This window comes from Streptomyces tamarix, assembly GCF_032423885.1.
GTDB lineage: Bacteria > Actinomycetota > Actinomycetes > Streptomycetales > Streptomycetaceae > Streptomyces > Streptomyces tamarix.
In genome coordinates this window covers 103049-120898 of record NZ_JAWCTQ010000006.1, presented here as the reverse complement: position 1 = coordinate 120898, position 17850 = coordinate 103049, and the positions used below count along the sequence as shown (strand labels likewise).

Below are 17850 nucleotides of genomic sequence, written 5' to 3'. Positions count from 1 at the left end.
GGCCCCGTCTGTCCGCAGGCGGGGCCGATCTTTGTCAGCCTGATAGTCAGCCACCCAGTGCGGTACGGAAGGACGGTTCCCGTGTCCGAGGCAGAGGAACTTCCCCCTGCGCCCCAGGAGGCGCACACGGTCTTCGGTGAGTTCTTCCCGGAAGCGGTCCGGTACGCGGAGTTGCTCGCGGACGCAGGGGTCAAGCGCGGCCTCATCGGCCCCCGCGAGGTGCCGCGGCTGTGGGAGAGGCATCTGCTGAACTGCGCGGTGCTCTCCGAGGTGGTGCCCGAAGGCGTCACCGTCTGCGACGTGGGCTCCGGGGCCGGTCTGCCGGGCATCCCGCTCGCGCTCGTACGTCCTGACCTCAAGATCACGCTGCTGGAGCCCCTGCTCCGCCGGACGAACTTCCTCCAGGAGGTCGTCGAGCTGCTGGGACTGGACCACGTGACCGTCGCCCGTGGGCGCGCCGAGGAGATGCTGGGCAAGCTTCCCCCTGTCCACGTGGTCACGGCCCGTGCGGTCGCCCCGCTGGACCGGCTCGCAGGCTGGGGCGTGCCCCTGCTGCGTCCCTACGGGGAGATGCTCGCCCTGAAGGGGGACACAGCCGAGGAGGAGGTCCAGAGCGCCCGCGCCGCCCTCAGCAAGCTGGGGGTCGTCCGCACCTCCGTGCTGCACGTCGGAGAGGGCATCGTCGACCCGATGTCCACCGTGGTTCGTGTCGAGGTCGGGGAGAGCCCCGGTGGTGTTCGTTTCGCCGCCAAGCGGGCCAAGGCCGCGAGGACGTCGCGACGCCGCCGTTGACGGGTGCTTCACCTCTCATCCGGCCTGTTCCAGAGTGTCGTGACGTTCTGACCCTGCGGCGCGTGCATCGTGTTTCACGTGAAACGTCGCTCACTGCTGCAGGGATTCTTCAGCCGCGACCGTGTGGCCGCCGCGCCACGAGGCCATAGGCCCCCCGATGGGGCGACGGAGTTGTCCACAGAAGTGGATTCCTCCACAGAAGGCCGGGCCTCGCTGGTTCGCGGCCCCGGAAGCATGGCAGGCTCTGTTCATCGCGAGCCTGAAGCCGAGGAGAGTGAATCCTTGCGGTCCGACGCCAACATCGCGGGACCGATGACCGACCCGGTCCCCGGTCCCCGTACCGAACTGCCCGGGGACGACGTTTCACGTGAAACACATCCCCCGCTGGATGACACCTCCAGGGGCTCTGACGCCCCGCTGGCCGTGCAGGCACTGGGCCGGGCCGGCGAGGGCCTTCCCCGGCCAGAGCAGACCCGCATCATGGTCGTCGCCAACCAGAAGGGCGGGGTGGGGAAGACCACCACGACGGTCAATCTCGCCGCGTCCCTGGCACTGCACGGCGCACGCGTCCTCGTGATCGATCTCGACCCGCAGGGCAACGCGTCCACGGCACTGGGGATCGACCACCACGCCGAGGTGCCCTCGATCTACGACGTCCTCGTGGACAGCAAGCCCCTCTCCGATGTGGTGCAGCCGGTCCGGGACGTCGAAGGTCTCTTCTGTGCCCCGGCCACCATCGATCTCGCCGGTGCGGAGATCGAGCTGGTGTCGCTGGTGGCGCGGGAGAGTCGGCTTCAGCGAGCGATCCAGGCGTACGAGCAGCCGCTGGACTACATCCTCATCGACTGCCCGCCGTCGCTCGGTCTGCTCACGGTCAACGCCATGGTGGCCGGCGCGGAAGTGCTGATCCCCATCCAGTGCGAGTACTACGCGCTGGAAGGGCTGGGACAGCTCCTGCGCAACGTCGACCTGGTGCGGGGCCACCTCAACCCGGGCCTCCACGTGTCGACGATCCTGCTCACCATGTACGACGGTCGGACCAGGCTCGCCTCGCAAGTCGCGGAGGAGGTGCGCAACCACTTCGGTGACGAGGTGCTGCGCACCAGCATCCCGCGGTCGGTCCGTATCTCGGAGGCCCCGAGCTATGGACAGACGGTACTCACGTATGACCCGGGCTCCAGCGGTGCGCTCTCCTACCTGGAGGCCGCCCGCGAGATCGCCCTTCGGGGGGTGGGCGTCCACTACGACGCCCAGCACGCCCACACGGGCGGCCAGCAGTATCAGCACAGTCAGCACGGCATGTCGGAGGGGATCCAGTGAGTGAGCGACGCAGGGGGCTGGGACGTGGGCTCGGCGCACTGATTCCCGCAGCTCCACAGGAGAGGCAGGCCACTTCGGTCGGAACGGCGTCCACGTCGCCCACGGCCATTCCGGCGTTGGGCGTGGAGCGGGGCGTCGCCGCCGCCAAGGTGGCGACTCTGCCCCAGGCGGCATCCTCCGGCAACGGCGCCGCGTTGCCGGAGCAGCCCGAAGGCGGTTCCGTGGTGGAGATGCCGGCCGGCGTCCACTTCGCCGAACTGCCTCTGGACTCCATCACGCCCAACCCGCGCCAGCCCCGGCAGGTCTTCGACGAGGACGCCCTCTCCGAACTGGTGACCTCCATCAAGGAGGTGGGCCTGCTCCAGCCGGTCGTCGTCCGCCGGGTCGCCCCGGAGCGGTACGAGCTCATCATGGGGGAACGCCGCTGGCGGGCCTGCCGTGAGGCGGGCCTGGAGCGCGTCGCGGCGATCGTCCGCGAGACCGAGGACGAGAAGCTGCTGCTGGACGCCCTGCTGGAGAACCTGCACCGGGCGCAGCTCAATCCGCTGGAAGAGGCGGCCGCCTACGACCAGCTACTGAAGGACTTCAACTGCACGCACGACCAGCTGGCGGACCGTATCGGACGGTCACGTCCCCAGGTCTCCAACACACTGCGTCTGCTCCGGCTCTCGCCTCCGGTCCAGCGCCGGGTCGCCGCAGGGGTGCTGTCGGCCGGTCACGCACGTGCCCTCCTGTCCGTGGACGACCCGGAGGAGCAGGACAAGCTGGCGCATCGCATCGTCGCTGAGGGGCTCTCCGTCCGAGCGGTGGAGGAGATCGTCACGCTGATGGCTTCCGAGCCGCGCAAGGCAGCCAAGGCGAAGGGACCGCGGGCCGGTGCCCGGGTCTCTCCTGCGCTGAGCGAACTCGCCACGCGGCTCTCGGACCGCTTCGAGACCCGGGTGAAAGTCGACCTCGGCCAGAAGAAGGGGAAAATCGTCGTCGAGTTCGCCTCAATGGAGGACTTGAACCGCATCCTCGGGACCCTTGCCCCCGGTGAGGGAAGGGTTCTCGACAAGGGGCTGTCCGGAGCATCGGACGCGGACGACCAAGGCTGACCTGCGCCGTAGGACCAAGCACAGAGGGCGGGCTCGCTCTGGAATTCACCGGAGTGAGGTTCGCCCTTTGGTCTTTTCCCGTATGCGAGTCATCACCCAATCGATACGATGCGTTCGGGTATGCGCATCCACCGCCCGTGGCGTGGCAGGCGAAGGAAGTGAGGGACAACCTTCATGGGGCGTCGGCTCGTACCGCTCACCTTGGACAACCTTCCGGACCTCCCCAAGCGCTGCCGCACCTGCGTCTTCTGGGAGCTCGACCCGGTCAGCGGCGAGGCCGCCGTCAAGGCCGGAACACCGGAGTTCGAGAAGGAGGCATGGATTTCCGCCGTCCTCCTCGACTGGGGCTCCTGTGGCCGCGTCGTCTACGTGGACGAGGTCCCGGTGGGGTATGTGATGTACGCGCCGCCCGCCTACGTGCCGCGCTCCACGGCCTTCCCGACCAGCCCCGTGTCCCCCGACGCCGTACAGCTGATGACCGCCTGGATCACGCCGGGCTACCAGGGGCAGGGGCTGGGGCGGGTGATGGTGCAGACGGTGGCGAAGGACCTCCTGCGTCGCGGGTTCAAGGCCATCGAGGCATTTGGGGACGCCCGCTGGAAGGAACCGGCCTGTGTCCTGCCCGTCGACTACCTGCTGTCCGTCGGATTCAAGACCGTACGCCCCCATCCGGTCCACCCGCGGCTGCGTCTCGAACTGCGCAGCACGCTGTCGTGGAAGGAGGACGTGGAACTGGCCCTGGACCGTCTGCTCGGCGCCGTCCAGAAGGAGCCGGCGCTGCGTCCGCTCTGACTGCTCCTACGGCGACGGCCCATCCCCGGAGGGATGGGCCGTTCGTGTTTCACGTGAAACGGCGTTACACGTGAAACCAGGGTTCACGCCTTGGTGGCCTCGTCACTGATGAAGTCGGCCAGGTCGCGGACGATCGCGGCCTTCGGCTTGGCGCCGACGATGGTCTTGGCGACCTCGCCACCCTGGTAGACGTTCAGGGTCGGGATCGACATGACACCGTACTTCGCGGCGGTTTCCGGGTTCTCGTCGATGTTCAGCTTGACGACCTCGATCTGGTCGCCGTACTCATCGGCGATCGCTTGCAGAGAGGGGGCGATCTGACGGCACGGACCGCACCAGGCGGCCCAGAAGTCCACCAGTACGGGCTTCTCGCTCTTGAGGACGGCCTCCTCGAACGAGGCGTCGGTCACTGCCTTGAGGTCGGCCACGGTGGCCTCCTTCACTGTGCGGGGTGTGGGTGGGAATCGAAGGTCAGACCGCGGGGGTCTTCTCCGGCTCGGCCAGCTTCTCCGTGTCGGCGAGGGCGGCGAGGAAGCGTTCGGCGTCCAGCGCGGCGGAGCAGCCCGTGCCCGCAGCCGTGATGGCCTGGCGGTAGGTGTGGTCGACGACGTCGCCGGCGGCGAAGACACCCTTCACATTGGTGCGCGTGGACGGCGCGTCCACCTTCAGGTAGCCCTCGTCGTCCAGCTCCAGCTGGCCCTTGAACAGTTCCGTGCGCGGGTCGTGGCCGACGGCGATGAACAGGCCCGTCACCGGCAGTTCCGAAGTCTCGCCCGACTTGGTGTTGCGCAGGGTGAGACCGCTGAGCTTCTGGTCGCCGTGGATCTCCGCGACCTCGCTGTCCCAGGCGAACTTGATCTTCGGGTCGGCGAAAGCACGCTCCTGCATCGCCTTGGAGGCACGCAGGGTGTCACGGCGGTGCACCACCGTGACCGACTTCGCGAAGCGGGAGAGGAAGGTCGCCTCCTCCATCGCCGTGTCACCACCGCCGACGACGGCGATGTCATGGTCCTTGAAGAAGAACCCGTCGCAGGTGGCGCACCACGAGACGCCACGGCCGGAGAGGGCGTCCTCGTTCGGCAGGCCGAGCTTGCGGTGCTGGGATCCGGTGGCCACGATGATCGCCTTGGCCTGGTGCACCGTGCCGGCGGTGTCCGTCACGGTCTTGATGTCACCGGACAGGTCGACGGCGACGATGTCGTCCGGAATGAGCTCCGCACCGAAGCGCTCGGCCTGGGCCCGCATGTTGTCCATGAGCTCGGGGCCCATGATGCCGTCACGGAACCCGGGGAAGTTCTCCACGTCGGTCGTGTTCATCAGGGCGCCACCAGAGGTGACGGCGCCCTCGAAGACCAGCGGCTTCAGCGACGCGCGTGCGGTGTAGAGCGCTGCCGTGTAACCGGCGGGCCCGGAGCCGATGATGATCACGTTTCGGACGTCGCTCACGGGTTTCTTCCTCGTCTCTGCAGACTGCCTACTGCCTACGGGGGCCGGGTCAAGACTCTCACCCCACCCAACGGATCCTAAGGGGCGCGCATTCCCGCGGGACCGTGCGGCTTCGGGCGTGCCCGTCAGGGACGGGGCTGGGACTGCTTGAGCAGCACGTCCGCGGCGTCGGAAGGGTTCTTCGCCGTCGTACAGAAAGCGTCCATGACGTAGACGTCGACCTGCGTCTCGGTACGGGGGTGCGGAAGTACCACGAGGTAGGCGGACCGCCCTCGGTACTCGCCCCGCTCCACCGCGAGTGGCTGCTCGCTCCGGGCAAGTCCCTGCCGTACGCACATGGGAAGGTGCCGATCCGCCGTGCCGACCATCGGGCTGGCGTCTTTTTGGGCGTCGCGGATCGACGGGAGACGCGGCGACGTGGTGTCGTAGGAACGCTCGCGAGAGATGAGCAGGGACCGCACCTTGTCCGTGAGCACCGTTCCGGAGAAGCGGGGGTCGTGGGAGACCGGCGCGTTCTCGGCGGAGGCGACACCGGACTCGTCGCCGTTCGGGACCGCCGCCTGGAAGACCAGGACCCCCAGGCCGACCGCTGCCAAGCCGCAGACAGCGCTCACCACCGCGTAGCGGCGCCGACGGGCCGGGGCGCGTCCAGGCCCCGTGGAGCTGGAGGGCCGACCGGCCGGTGCGGTTGCGGGGCGCTCGGCCGTCCCGGACCTGTCGGGGGCTGCCCCGACGGCCTTCCGCGTGGTTTCACGTGAAACGGGTGCGGCGCCGTTCGGAGTGGTGGCGTCGAGAAGCGCCTCGGCGGCCAGTGCGGCATCGATGCGCTCCGCCACGTCGACCGGCATACGGGCCGGGCCCGGCAGCGTACCGAGCAGACCGCGGATCTCCTCCAGGGAACTGCGGACGTCGGCACAGAGGTCGCAGCGGTCGAGATGGCGGCGTACGTCCACCGTGCGGGACGGTGGGAGGACCCCCTCCGTGAGATCGGAGATCTCCGAGACGTCCGGATGCCGAGTCGTGTCGGCCGTGGATGTCACGCGCGTCCACCTCCGCCCTTCACAGCAGCAGGATCGTTCGGTCCTGGATCCCTTGGTTCTGATGCCGGTGGGACGGATGCCCCCGGCGTCCGGTTCCTTCCCCCGTCGGTACCGGTGTTATCCACGGGGTCACCGCGCAGATGAGTGAGCAAGGGCACAAGACGGGCACGACCCCGGGCGCAGCGACTCTTCACCGTCCCCGTCGGCACTCCGAGGATCTCGGCAGCCTCGGCCACCGCGTACCCCTGCATGTCGACGAGGACCAGCGCGGCGCGCTGGTCGGCGGGAAGCGTCGCCAGGGCGGACAGCAGCTGGCGGTGCAGGTCGTGCCGCTCGGCAGGGGCCTCGGCCGACTCATGGGGCTCCAGGAACCGCTCCAACCGTTCCGTGTCGTCCAGAGGAGCCGTCCGGCGGGACGCGGTCTTGCGGGCCCGGTCCAGGCAGGCGTTGACCGTGATGCGGTGCAGCCACGTGGTGACGGCGGACTGCCCCCGGAAGGTGTGAGCCGCCCGGAACGCCGAGACGAGGGCGTCCTGGACGGCGTCGGCGGCCTCCTCGCGATCTCCGAGCGTGCGTAAGGCCACCGCCCAGAGCCGGTCACGATGGCGCCTCACCAACCGACCGAAGGCGTCGGGGTCGCCGGCGACGTGCTGCGCGAGCAGGTCAGCGTCGCTGGGTTCCTGCTCTGTCCCCGCTCCCATACGCCTTCCCCTCCGATTGCTCGAGCGCCGACGGCACGACGGTCCTCGTGCGGGGCATCGGTCAGCCCAGGACCTGGACCTCGGAAATGCCGCCGCGGAACCGGCCGGGTGAGCCGTCCGGTGGCAGTTCGGTGATGTGGATCAGGACGTAACGGGCCCGTACCGGCTTGTCCAGCCTCACGTCCAGGTCGTCGTCGGCCCGTTTCAGCGGAGCCAGCTGCTGGGGGAAGTCCGCCAGGGAGCTGGAGCCCATGGCCGCCTCGCCGCCGGCGCGGAGCTGCAGGGTCTGCCCGTTCCGGTACAGGCCGACGCGGATGCCGGAGACGTTCTGCTCGCTGCCGAGGTCGATGACGAGTCCGCTGCCGCCCCGGCGCTTCTCCAGGTTCCCGAAGTTGGCGTAGCCGTGGTACTCGGGCGTGATCCAGGCCGACTGGGGGTCGCCGTCGACCGCGTTCTGCACCTGGTCGATCTGTATGCCGGTGCCCCTCGGCATGAACTCCCGGGCATCAACGATCTTCAGGGGGCGCAGCTGGGGTGCCGCCTTGTCGTCCACCGAAACCTCGGGGGACGGCTGCGTCGCGCCCGGCCCGCTGTTCGTGCCGCCGCCCTGGTCGAGGAGGCGATCGGCGACCTGCCAGCTACCGAGGCCCAGCGCGGCGATCAGCAGCGCGGAGACGGTCCACTTCAGCACCTTGCCGGCGCGGCTCTCCAGGGGCGCGGGCGGCGGGAGCACCGGCTGGGTGACGGCGACGCTCGGGTGCTGCTGCGGACGGCCGTACGTGCCCTGCTGGTAGGTCGTGCGCTGGTACTCCGGCGCGGGAGGGAAGGCGGGCTCCGGCGGGCGGATGCGGGGCATGGCCGCGACGGCCTTGGCGAGTTCGTCGGGCGTCGTGCAGGGGGGTTCCTGGCGGGAGGCGGTCGCGCCGTCGTTGACGAGCGCGCGCATGGCGAGGTCGGACAGGCCCCGGTGGACCCCCGCCCGTACCTGGTCGGGGGCGATCAGCCCCATGCCCTTGGGAAGCCCGGACAGGCCGTGGGCGTCGTTCTCGTACGGCCACCGCTGGGTCAGCGCGGCGTAGAGGAGCGCGCCGATCGCCTCGGTGTCGGTGCGCTGCGGGCGGTCGACGGTGATGCCGCGCAGCGCCGCGTTCACGGCGAGGCCCCGGATCCGGTACTGGCCGGTGGAGGTGCGCAGCACGGCGCCCGGCGTGAGCCGCAGATGGGCCAGGCCCTCGCGGTGCGCGGCGGCCATCGCCTGGGAGACCTGGCTGACGAGCTGGTAGGCGTCGTACGGTTCCAGAGGACCGGCGGCGAGCAGGGTGGTCAACTCGGTGGCGTCCGGCAGCCACTCGTGCACGACGTAGACGAGGTCGTTCTCCTCGACGGCGTCGAGGACCTGGACGAATCGGGGGTCGCCGAGCAGCGCGGAGGAGCGTGCGGCGGCCAGGACCGACCGGGCCCTCGGGTGGTCGGCGGGCAGGACGTGCACGCCGACGGCGCGCCGCAGCTTCTCGTCGACCGCCCGCCAGCTGCTGAAACCGTCCAGGCGGGTGACGCACTCCTCGAGCCGGTAGCGACGGGCGAGCTTGTGCCCGCTGTGCAGCTCCGGGGTCTTGATGGCGGGATCGTCGTCGGCTTCCTGTTCGCCGTTCGTGTTCAGGGAAGACATGTCCGTCGCGTCCTGCGCTTCCGCCCCGTCGGCCGTGGTCGTGTCCGCCTTGGCGGTCAGCGGATCGTCACCGCTGTTGTCGGCCACGTCGACGGCAGCCGTGCTACGTTCCGCCACCGTCGTTCCTGCCTCCCCATTCGATGCGCCATATCCAACAGCCATGCCAATTGTGCCCACAGTCCACCGCTATGCACGACACGCGGTGGGCGGCGATGGTTGTGCGACAGCCCCGTGTCCTAGCGGCCGAGACGGCCCCGGACCATGCCCACCATGGCGTTGAGCTCCTCGATGCGCATCTTGCGGGCCGCCACGTAGAACACGCCGATCAGTACGGTTCCGCCGGCCACGAGCGCCACGAGGGAGCCCAGCGCGTCCATCCCGAGCAGGGTGAGGAGGCCCCACGCGACCGCGCCGGCGGCCAGTGTCGCGGGCATCGACGCCATGGAGAGGCGGGCGTACGTCCGTACGACATGGGCCCCGTCGAGGTCGCCGCCCAGCCGGTTGCGCAGCCGCCGCCAGGCGATGCCCACGCCGACCATGTAGGCGATGCCGTAGCTGGCGGCCATGCCGACGACGGCCCACCGGGCGGGGAGCACGAAGTAGCAGACGGCGGAGGCGGCGGCGTTGACGGCCGCCACGATGACGGTGTTGTAGAACGGCGTGCGGGTGTCCTCGTACGCGTAGAAGCCGCGCAGGACGACGTACTGGACGGAGTACGGGATCAGGCCCAGGCCGAACGCCATCAGCATGAAGCCCATGCCGGTGGCCGCCTCCAGGCCGCTGGAGGCGTAGAGCAGGGTGCACAGCGGCACGCCCAGGGCGAGGAAGCCGAAGGAGACCGGCACGATCGCGACGGCCGAGTTGCGCAGGCCGTGTGAGATGTCGTCGCGGACGGCGCCGGGGTCGTTGTCGTGCGCGGCGCGCGAGATGCGGGGCAGCAGCGCGGCCATGACGGAGACCGTGATGATGGCCTGCGGCATGCCCCAGATCAGCTGGGCGTTGGAGTAGGCGAGGATGCCCGCGCCGTCCGCGCCGGACGCCTTTCCGGCGGCCGTGGCCAGTTGTGTGACGACGACGACGCCCGCCTGGTTGGCGAGGACGAACAGGACCGTCCACTTGGCCAGTCTGACCGTCTTGCCGAGGCCCTGGCCCTTCCAGTCGAAGCGCGGCCGGAAGCGGAAGCCCGCCTCGCGCAGGTACGGGATCATCGCCAGCGCCTGGACGACGAGGCCCAGCAGCATGCCGACGCCGAGCAATTGGACGCCCTCGTCAGGGATGACGTCGACGCCCATCTTCGTCTCGGAGTAGGCGCCGTACACCCAGATGAAGAGGCCGAACGTGAAGATGACGACGATGTTGTTGAGGACTGGAGTCCACATCATCGCGCCGAACCTGCCCCGGCTGTTCAGGATCTGACCCATCACCACGTGGACGCCCATGAAGAAGATGGTGGGCAGGCAGAACCGGGCGAAGGTGACGGCGACGCTGTTGGCGTCCGGGTCGTTCGCGATGGTGGGCGACATCGCGTGGACGAGGAGGGGCGCCAGGAACACGGCGATGCCCACGATCACGGCGAGGGCGACCATCACCAGGGTGAGCAGCCGGTTGGCGTACGCCTCGCCGCCGTCCTCGTCGTTCTTCATCGAGCGGACGAGCTGCGGAACGAAGACCGAGTTGAGTCCGCCGCCCACGGTCAGGATGTAGATCATCGTCGGTAGCGTGGAGGCGACGGTGAACGCGTCACCGAGTGTCGCCGCGCCCAGGGCGCCGGTGATCACCAGGCTCCGCAGGAAGCCGGTGAGCCGCGACACCAGGGTGCCCGCCGCCATCACGGCGCTGGACTTCAGCAGCCCGGACGCCTTTCCGCCCGACTTCTTCGGCGGCGGGGCCGCCACCGGTTCCGCGGGCACTTCCGGCTCCGCCGGCTCGAGGACCGGCGCGGCCGTCGTCGGCTGGCCCTGGAGCTGCTGGTCCCGGTAGAGGTGCGCGAAGGCGTCGGGTGCCGGCTTCTCCTCGGCGGCGTGGGTCACCAGGTCGTCGACCCCGGTGAACTGCACGGTCCTGGCGTCGTCGCCGTACGGAAGGTGGCGGGAGGGTCCGGCGGGCTCGGGCGGCGGTGTCTGGGCCCACACCCGGGGGTCGGGCGCGTACTGCGGAGCGGCGGGCTGCTGGTAGAGCGGGCGGGGCTCCTCGTAGGTGCCGGGCGGGGGCGGTGGGTGCGCGGCCCGGTCGTACAGGGCCTCGCCGACCGGGTCCTGCGAGGAGAGGTCGTAGGAGCGGTACGGGTCGTGGTCGTAGGCGTCCTGGACGTAGGGGTCCTGTGCGTAGGGGTTGTGCGGGGCCTGCGGGTCTCCCGGCGCCGGGACGGGCGGTGTCCCGCCCGGAGGCGCACTGCCGCCGCCCGCGCCCTGACCGCGGTCACCGTCGTACGGCGCGTTCATGGATACCCCACCTCATCGTCCCCGGCCGGCCGGCCACGACATCGCTCAATGCTCCACTTTCTCACCCGGGCCCGACGGGTCGGTGCTTTGCGGTCCGGTGTCCGTCGCGGGGTCACTCGGCTGCACCGGATCGTCGCTCTCCGCGACCGGCTGGGCGGGGCCGTCCCCTTCGGTCTCCTCGACCGTGCCGGCCTCGTCGCCCCGCGCCGCGGCCCGCTTGCGCTGGCTGTACATCCTGACACCGGCGAGGACCAGCAGCAGCACGCCTCCGGCGATGACGAGCATCACCGTCGACGTGATCTCGGAGACCTTGACGGTGAACTTCATGGCCTCGCCGTAGGGCCGGCCGTCCTCCGTGTACAGCTGCGCCTCGACGGGGACGGGGCCGTTCGCGTTGGCGGAGGCCGTGAACTTCACGGACTGGCTGTGGCCGCCGTCGATCCGCACCGGAAGCTCGGCGACGGTCTCGCCACCGTTGAGCTTCAGACGGGTGGGCTTGGTCGACTTCAGCCGCAGCACCAGGTGCTCGACGCCCTGCACCAGCTTGTTCTGCACGGTCACCGGGATCGTGGCGCTGCGCCCCGAGAGCGTCAGGTCCGACTTCTCGATCAGCTTCACCTCGTCGGTGAGGCTCTCCAGATGGGTCTGTACGCCCCTGCCGTACTCGGTGACCTCCTGCGGGCGACCCCGCCACGACGTGGACATCTCCCGCTTGATCGCGTTGCCGAACGGCGTCACGACGCGGTACGCGGCGGTGAGGATGACCTTGAAGTTGTCCAGGGTGTCCTGCGTGGTCCGCACCTGCTGGAACACCGCTTCCGGCAGTTCGCGCCGGCTGAGCGCCTTGGGGTACTTCCCGGCGGACGGCACGCTCGTCGTCGCCCTGGGGTCGGGCTCGGCGGTCGCGGCGGTGATCAGGTCCGAGGGCTGCGACCAGCGCTCGGCTCCCAGGATCCGCAGGGCGCTCGCCATGGACTCCGCCTGCGAGACCGTCGGCATCCGCTGGGGGGCGACGACGACGCTGCGGCCGGTGCCCGGACGCTCGTGGGTGACTGCGAGGGTGTGCGCGAGGAACTTCTGGACCGCCTCCGTGGAGTCGCCCGCGCGGGACATGTCGCCTTCGAAGGCGGAGGACAGGGCCGCGTCGGAGACGACCGCGGTCGTCCCGCCCCCGATCGGACGGGCCGCGTTCGGCGTGTACGGGAGGTGTTCCCGCATGCTGTCACTGCGGGTGATCACCTTGTCGGCGCCGGCCGAGGTCGCCACATCGACGATCGACGGGTCGACGGCCCCGTTCGCGGGCCAGGCGTACTCGACGGACGGCTTCACGTGGAGGATCGTCTCCACCGTCGACTCGGCCAGCTCCGTCGCCGGCCGCAGGTGGCTCAGGGAGCCCGAGACGCGCTTGCCCCGGTGGGCGAGCGACGCCAGGTCGGGGTCGCCGTACGGCAGCGCGACCACCTTGTCGCCCTGCACGGCCTTGTCCAGGGAGTTCAGCCACTGCTTCGCGATGCCCTGGTTCTTGCCCGCGACGGTGGTGTCCTCGTTCCTGACCTGGTAGTCGCGGGTCATCGCTTCGACGGTGGCCAGCAGGTCCGGGTCGATGACCCAGGTGACGGGCAGCTCGGCGCCGAGGGTGACCAGCCGCTCCAGTCGGCCTCCGGGCGCCAGCTCCGCCGCGAGGGCGTCGCTCTCGAACACCGGTGTCTGCTGGTCGTCGGAGCCCGTCTCGGCGGACAGGTGGGTCGTGGAGATCAGCGGCCACAGGACGGTGATCTGCGTCTTGTTCTTCGCGGCGGCCGGCTGCCAGGGCAGGAAGGTCCGGTCGATGCCCAGCACCTGGTCGTACGGTTCGCTCGGCGTGCGCCCGGACAGGGAGACGCCCAGTTGGTACACGCCGGCGTCGTCGAGGCCGAGCTTGTCGACGGGCACGTCCAGGGTGAACTCACGGCTGGCACCGGACGGAATCTCCGGGACCTCCACGAGGTACGTGCCACCCAGGGGCTTCCCGTCCCGGCGCTGGGAGAATCCGGTGCGCCGTGCGGCGTCCTCGATCGCGCCGCGACTGGAGAGCCGTGTGCCGAGGCGCACGTCGACCTGCGCCTGGCTCACCGTCTCCTTGCCCTTGTTGGTCACGGTGCCGCTCAGCGTGAGGGTGTCCCCCTTCACCGGAGCACTCGGCGTGAGTGTGTCCAGAGACACAGAGACGGTGCGGGATCCCGCCGCTGTCGTTGCCGCCGACGTGGTCATGGACGCGGCCGGTGCCGCCGAGGCGGCGGGCGTGACGGGCAGCTGCACGAGCCCGGCGAGGAGGGGCACCGCGGCGACGGTCGCGGCCACCCGCCGCAGCCAGCGACGGGCAGGAGAGGGATCGGTGCCCTGGAAGTCTGCCGCCTCGGCCACGCGCTCGCCCGTCCCTCGTCGTCTGGTGCCGTCGGTCCCTGCCGGTTCCTGCGTCCACGCATGGTAACGAGATGCGGCGCGGCGGAGTGCTGCGGAGTGGGCCACGAGATCGTCCGGGGAGGGCGGCGGGGCGCGTGTGATCAAGGAGGCTGCCCGCGGCCGGGACACGTACCCTGTTCTGTTGTGCCGAACGCCAACGAAGACAATCCGACTGCCCTGAGCCAGGTGCAACGCCGCGCGGTCAGTGAGCTGCTGCGCGTGTCACCGGTCGCCGACGATCTCGCCCGCCGTTTCCAGGAGGCGGGGTTCCGCCTCGCCCTGGTCGGCGGCTCGGTACGGGACGCTCTGCTCGGCAGGCTCGGCAATGATCTCGACTTCACCACCGATGCCCGTCCCGAGGACGTACTGAAGATCGTACGGCCCTGGGCCGAGGCGGTCTGGGAGGTCGGGATCGCGTTCGGCACCGTGGGGGCGCAGAAGGACGGCTACCAGATCGAGGTGACGACGTACCGCTCCGAGGCGTACGACCGCACCTCGCGCAAGCCCGAGGTGTCCTACGGCGACTCGATCGAGGAAGACCTCGTGCGCCGTGACTTCACCGTCAACGCGATGGCGGTCGCCCTGCCCGAGAAGGAATTCATCGACCCGCACGGCGGGCTGGAGGACCTCGCCGCGCGGGTGCTGCGCACCCCGGGCACCCCGGAGGAGTCCTTCTCCGACGATCCGCTGCGGATGATGCGCGCGGCCCGCTTCGCCGCCCAGCTGGACTTCGAGGTGGCCCCCGAGGTCGTCACCGCGATGACGGAGATGGCGGAGCGGCTCGACATCGTCTCCGCGGAGCGGGTCCGGGACGAGCTGAACAAGCTGGTCCTCTCCGCGCATCCCCGCAAGGGTCTGACGCTGCTCGTCGACACCCGTCTCGCCGACCGGGTGCTGCCCGAGCTGCCCGCGCTGCGCCTGGAGAGCGACGAGCACCACCGGCACAAGGACGTGTACGAGCACTCGCTGATCGTGCTGGAGCAGGCGATCGACCTGGAGGAGGACGGCCCGGACCTCGTGCTGCGGCTGGCTGCGCTCCTGCACGACATCGGCAAGCCGCGCACGCGGCGCTTCGAGCCGGACGGCCGGGTCTCCTTCCACCACCACGAGGTGGTGGGAGCGAAGATGACCAAGAAGCGCCTCACCGCGCTGAAGTACTCCAACGAGGTGGTCAAGGACGTCTCACGGCTGGTGGAGCTGCACCTGCGGTTCCACGGCTACGGCACCGGCGAGTGGACCGACTCCGCCGTCCGGCGCTACGTCCGCGACGCCGGGCCCCTGCTGTCCCGGCTGCACAAGCTGACCCGCTCCGACTGCACGACCCGTAACAAGCGCAAGGCGAGTGCCCTGTCCCGGGCCTACGACGGGCTGGAGGAGCGCATCGCGCAACTCCAGGAGCAGGAGGAGCTGGACGCGATCCGCCCGGACCTCGACGGCAACCAGATCCAGGAAGTCCTCGGGATCCGGCCCGGGCCCGCTGTCGGGCGCGCGTACAAGTACCTGCTGGAGCTCCGGCTGGAGAACGGTCCGATGGAGCACGAAGCCGCCGTCGCCGCCCTCGAGGAGTGGTGGGCTGCCCAGAGCTGAAGCCCGGCCGGTCCTGTTTCACGTGAAACATGACCCCGGGAGGAGAGACGAGGGGTGGTGTTTCACGTGAAACACCACCCCTCCCTCATGCGCGCCGCCGGCGTGCGAGAGCCATGGCGCAGAGGGCGTACAGACCGGCGACGACGAGGACCAGCAGGGGGGCGCGGCCGTCCGACGGCAGCATCAGGGAAGCCATACCGGCGGCGGCGACGAAGGCGACGTTGAAGAGCATGTCGTAGAGGGCGAAGATCCGCCCGCGATAGGCGTCGTCGACCGTCTTCTGGACGACCGTGTCCGTGGAGATCTTGGTGGCCTGGGTGATGAAGCCGAGGACGAAGGCCGCGATCATGGTGGTCGCCGGGGCGAAGGGAAGCCCCAGGGCCGGCTCCAGTACGGCCGCCGCCCCGGCGCACGCGGCCATCCAGCCGCCCACGCCCAGCTTCGCCGTCGCCCAGGGGGTGATCACCGCCGCGGTGAAGAACCCCGCGCCGGAGATGGCGACCGCGAGCCCCAGCAGGGCCAGCCCTTCGGATTCGTCCGACGTCCAGGCGTACCGGCTGAGCATCAGCACCATCACGGTCAGTGCCCCGTAGCAGAAGCGGGTGAGGGTCATCGCGGCCAGCGCCCGGGCGGCGGGTCGGCGCTCCGACAGATGGCGCAGACCGCTCCACAGCCCCCGGGCGGTCGATGCCAGGGCGGCACCGATCCGGGGCAGGGCGACGCCCGGGTCCGGGCCGAGGAGTTCGCGACCCATGCGGAGGGAGGCCAGGGCCGCCGAGAGGTAGAGCGCGGCCCCCAGGAGGACGACGACGGCATCGGAGTCGGCGGCGGCCAGCCGCACCAGGAAGGCCAGGCCGCCACCGGCGGTGGCGGCCAGGGTACCCGCGGTCGGGGAGAGGGAGTTGGCGATCATCAGACGCTCCCCGTCGACGACCCGCGGCAGGGAGGCGGAGAGCCCTGCCAGGACGAAGCGGTTGACGGCGGTCACGGAGAGGGCGGACGCGTAGAAGGCCCAGTCGGGTACCGGCGCCAGGATCAGCAGCGCGGTGCCCGCGGCGAGGAGCGCGCGGAGCAGGTTGCCGTACAGCAGGACCTGGCGGCGGCGCCAGCGGTCGAGCAGCACACCGGCGAACGGGCCGATCAGGGAGTACGGGAGCAGCAGGACCGCCATGGCGGAGGCGATGGCGGCGGGTGACGCCTGCCGTTCCGGCGAGAAGACCACGTACGCGGCCAACGCGACCTGGTAGACGCCGTCGGCCCCTTGGGAGAGGAGCCGTACGGCGAGGAGGCGGCGGAAGTTCGTCAGGCGCAGGAGTACGCGCAGATCACGTACGGCGGGCATGACAGCAAGCCTCACATACGGGTGAGGCCCCCGGGCATGCACCACGGGGGCCTCAACACCTGGAGGACGGGCCTCCTTTGAAGGCGGGACCTAGCGCTCGACCTCGCCCTTGATGAACTTCTCGACGTTCTCGCGGGCCTCGTCGTCGAAGTACTGGACCGGCGGGGACTTCATGAAGTACGAGGACGCGGAGAGGATCGGGCCGCCGATGCCGCGGTCCTTGGCGATCTTCGCGGCGCGCAGGGCGTCGATGATGACACCCGCCGAGTTCGGGGAGTCCCACACCTCGAGCTTGTACTCGAGGTTCAGCGGCACATCACCGAAGGCGCGGCCCTCAAGGCGGACGTAGGCCCACTTGCGGTCGTCGAGCCACGCCACGTAGTCGGAGGGACCGATGTGCACGTTGCGCTCGCCCATGTCCCGGTCGGGGATCTGCGAGGTGACGGCCTGCGTCTTGGAGATCTTCTTGGACTCCAGCCGGTCGCGCTCCAGCATGTTCTTGAAGTCCATGTTGCCGCCGACGTTCAGCTGCATCGTCCGGTCCAGGACGACGCCCCGGTCCTCGAACAGCTTCGCCATGACGCGGTGCGTGATGGTGGCACCGACCTGCGACTTGATGTCGTCGCCGACGATCGGCACGCCGGCCTCGGTGAACTTGTCGGCCCACTCCTTGGTGCCGGCGATGAACACCGGGAGGGCGTTGACGAAGGCGACCTTGGCGTCGATGGCGCACTGGGCGTAGAACTTCGCGGCGTCCTCGGAACCGACCGGCAGGTAGCAGACGAGGACGTCCACCTGCTTGTCCTTGAGGACCTGGACGACGTCGACCGGCTCCTCGGCGGACTCCTCGATGGTCTCGCGGTAGTACTTGCCGAGACCGTCCAGGGTGTGGCCGCGCTGGACCGTCACGCCGGTGGTCGGCACGTCGCAGATCTTGATGGTGTTGTTCTCGCTGGCGCCGATGGCGTCGGCGAGGTCGAGGCCCACCTTCTTCGCGTCCACGTCGAAGGCCGCGACGAACTCGATGTCCCGCACGTGGTAGTCGCCGAACTGGACGTGCATCAGCCCCGGCACCTTGCCCGCCGGGTCGGCGTCCTTGTAGTACTCGACGCCCTGCACCAGCGAGGCGGCGCAGTTGCCCACGCCGACGATGGCTACGCGAACCGAACCCATTCCGGTTG

General features: G+C 69.9%; 14 protein-coding genes. 5 read left to right on the top strand and 9 right to left on the bottom strand.

Going from position 1 to position 17850, the window contains the following annotated elements; translation table 11 throughout:
* The first annotated feature begins 57 nt into the window (after nt 1–57).
* From rsmG to RND61_RS07410, 4 genes are all read left to right on the top strand, one after another.
* Nucleotides 58–792, top strand: coding sequence for a 16S rRNA (guanine(527)-N(7))-methyltransferase RsmG (gene rsmG / locus RND61_RS07425; protein ID WP_315876994.1), 735 nt, complete (start codon nt 58–60; stop codon nt 790–792).
* Nucleotides 793–1026: 234 nt separating this feature from the next.
* Nucleotides 1027–2112 (top strand): ParA family protein, encoded by a 1086-nt coding sequence (locus RND61_RS07420; protein WP_315876993.1) that lies wholly within the window; start codon nt 1027–1029, stop codon nt 2110–2112.
* Nucleotides 2109–3209 (top strand): ParB/RepB/Spo0J family partition protein, encoded by a 1101-nt coding sequence (locus RND61_RS07415; RefSeq protein ID WP_315876992.1) that lies wholly within the window; start codon nt 2109–2111, stop codon nt 3207–3209. The genes RND61_RS07420 and RND61_RS07415 overlap by 4 nt, the downstream gene beginning before the upstream one ends.
* Nucleotides 3210–3383: 174 nt before the next feature.
* Nucleotides 3384–4001: a GNAT family N-acetyltransferase gene (locus RND61_RS07410; RefSeq protein ID WP_315876991.1), complete on the top strand. Its 618-nt coding sequence runs from the start codon at nt 3384–3386 to the stop codon at nt 3999–4001.
* An 83-nt stretch (nt 4002–4084) separates the two neighbouring features.
* Here the strand turns inward: RND61_RS07410 and trxA are convergent, their stop codons facing one another.
* The 7 genes from trxA to RND61_RS07375 all read right to left on the bottom strand — a co-directional run bounded on the left by trxA (nt 4085) and on the right by RND61_RS07375 (nt 13701).
* Nucleotides 4085–4429, bottom strand: coding sequence for a thioredoxin (gene trxA, locus RND61_RS07405; RefSeq protein ID WP_315876990.1), 345 nt, complete (start codon nt 4427–4429; stop codon nt 4085–4087).
* 43 nt (nt 4430–4472) lie between these two features.
* Nucleotides 4473–5447, bottom strand: coding sequence for a thioredoxin-disulfide reductase (gene trxB, locus RND61_RS07400; protein WP_315876988.1), 975 nt, complete (start codon nt 5445–5447; stop codon nt 4473–4475).
* A gap of 125 nt (nt 5448–5572) precedes the next feature.
* The gene (locus tag RND61_RS07395) at nt 5573–6487 is read right to left on the bottom strand and encodes a hypothetical protein (protein ID WP_315876987.1); all 915 of its coding nucleotides are present in this window, start codon (nt 6485–6487) and stop codon (nt 5573–5575) included.
* Nucleotides 6484–7188 (bottom strand): RNA polymerase sigma factor SigM, encoded by a 705-nt coding sequence (sigM, locus tag RND61_RS07390; protein WP_315876986.1) that lies wholly within the window; start codon nt 7186–7188, stop codon nt 6484–6486. Before sigM ends, RND61_RS07395 begins: the two co-directional genes overlap by 4 nt.
* A gap of 61 nt (nt 7189–7249) precedes the next feature.
* Entirely contained in the window at nt 7250–8974 is a 1725-nt protein-coding gene (locus RND61_RS07385; protein ID WP_315876985.1) for a protein kinase family protein, read from the bottom strand.
* Nucleotides 8975–9093: 119 nt separating this feature from the next.
* Nucleotides 9094–11298: a murein biosynthesis integral membrane protein MurJ gene (murJ, locus tag RND61_RS07380; RefSeq protein ID WP_315876984.1), complete on the bottom strand. Its 2205-nt coding sequence runs from the start codon at nt 11296–11298 to the stop codon at nt 9094–9096.
* Nucleotides 11299–11343: 45 nt separating this feature from the next.
* Nucleotides 11344–13701, bottom strand: a complete 2358-nt coding sequence (locus tag RND61_RS07375) for a DUF6049 family protein (protein ID WP_315876983.1) — start codon at nt 13699–13701, stop codon at nt 11344–11346.
* A gap of 183 nt (nt 13702–13884) precedes the next feature.
* On the opposite strand from RND61_RS07375, the gene RND61_RS07370 reads away from it, so the two are divergent.
* Complete coding sequence (locus RND61_RS07370; RefSeq protein WP_315876982.1) at nt 13885–15327, top strand: CCA tRNA nucleotidyltransferase; 1443 nt, start codon at nt 13885–13887, stop codon at nt 15325–15327.
* 85 nt (nt 15328–15412) lie between these two features.
* Here RND61_RS07370 and RND61_RS07365 read toward each other — a convergent pair whose 3' ends face one another.
* Both RND61_RS07365 and RND61_RS07360 read right to left on the bottom strand, forming a co-directional pair.
* A complete protein-coding gene (locus RND61_RS07365; protein ID WP_315876981.1) occupies nt 15413–16669 on the bottom strand; it encodes an MFS transporter in 1257 nt (418 codons plus the stop codon).
* Nucleotides 16670–16759: 90 nt separating this feature from the next.
* Nucleotides 16760–17842, bottom strand: a complete 1083-nt coding sequence (locus RND61_RS07360; RefSeq protein WP_315876980.1) for an inositol-3-phosphate synthase — start codon at nt 17840–17842, stop codon at nt 16760–16762.
* Nucleotides 17843–17850: the final 8 nt, after the last annotated feature.

Excerpts from the sequence above, each read along its gene's own strand:
- RND61_RS07365 (WP_315876981.1), bottom strand. The coding sequence starts at position 16,669 with ATGCCCGCCGTACGTGATCTGCGCGTACTCCTGCGCCTGACGAACTTC.
- RND61_RS07360 (WP_315876980.1), bottom strand. The coding sequence starts at position 17,842 with ATGGGTTCGGTTCGCGTAGCCATCGTCGGCGTGGGCAACTGCGCCGCC.
- sigM (WP_315876986.1), bottom strand. The coding sequence starts at position 7,188 with ATGGGAGCGGGGACAGAGCAGGAACCCAGCGACGCTGACCTGCTCGCG.
- murJ (WP_315876984.1), bottom strand. The coding sequence starts at position 11,298 with ATGAACGCGCCGTACGACGGTGACCGCGGTCAGGGCGCGGGCGGCGGC.
- RND61_RS07420 (WP_315876993.1), top strand. The coding sequence starts at position 1,027 with ATGGCAGGCTCTGTTCATCGCGAGCCTGAAGCCGAGGAGAGTGAATCC.
- RND61_RS07410 (WP_315876991.1), top strand. The coding sequence starts at position 3,384 with ATGGGGCGTCGGCTCGTACCGCTCACCTTGGACAACCTTCCGGACCTC.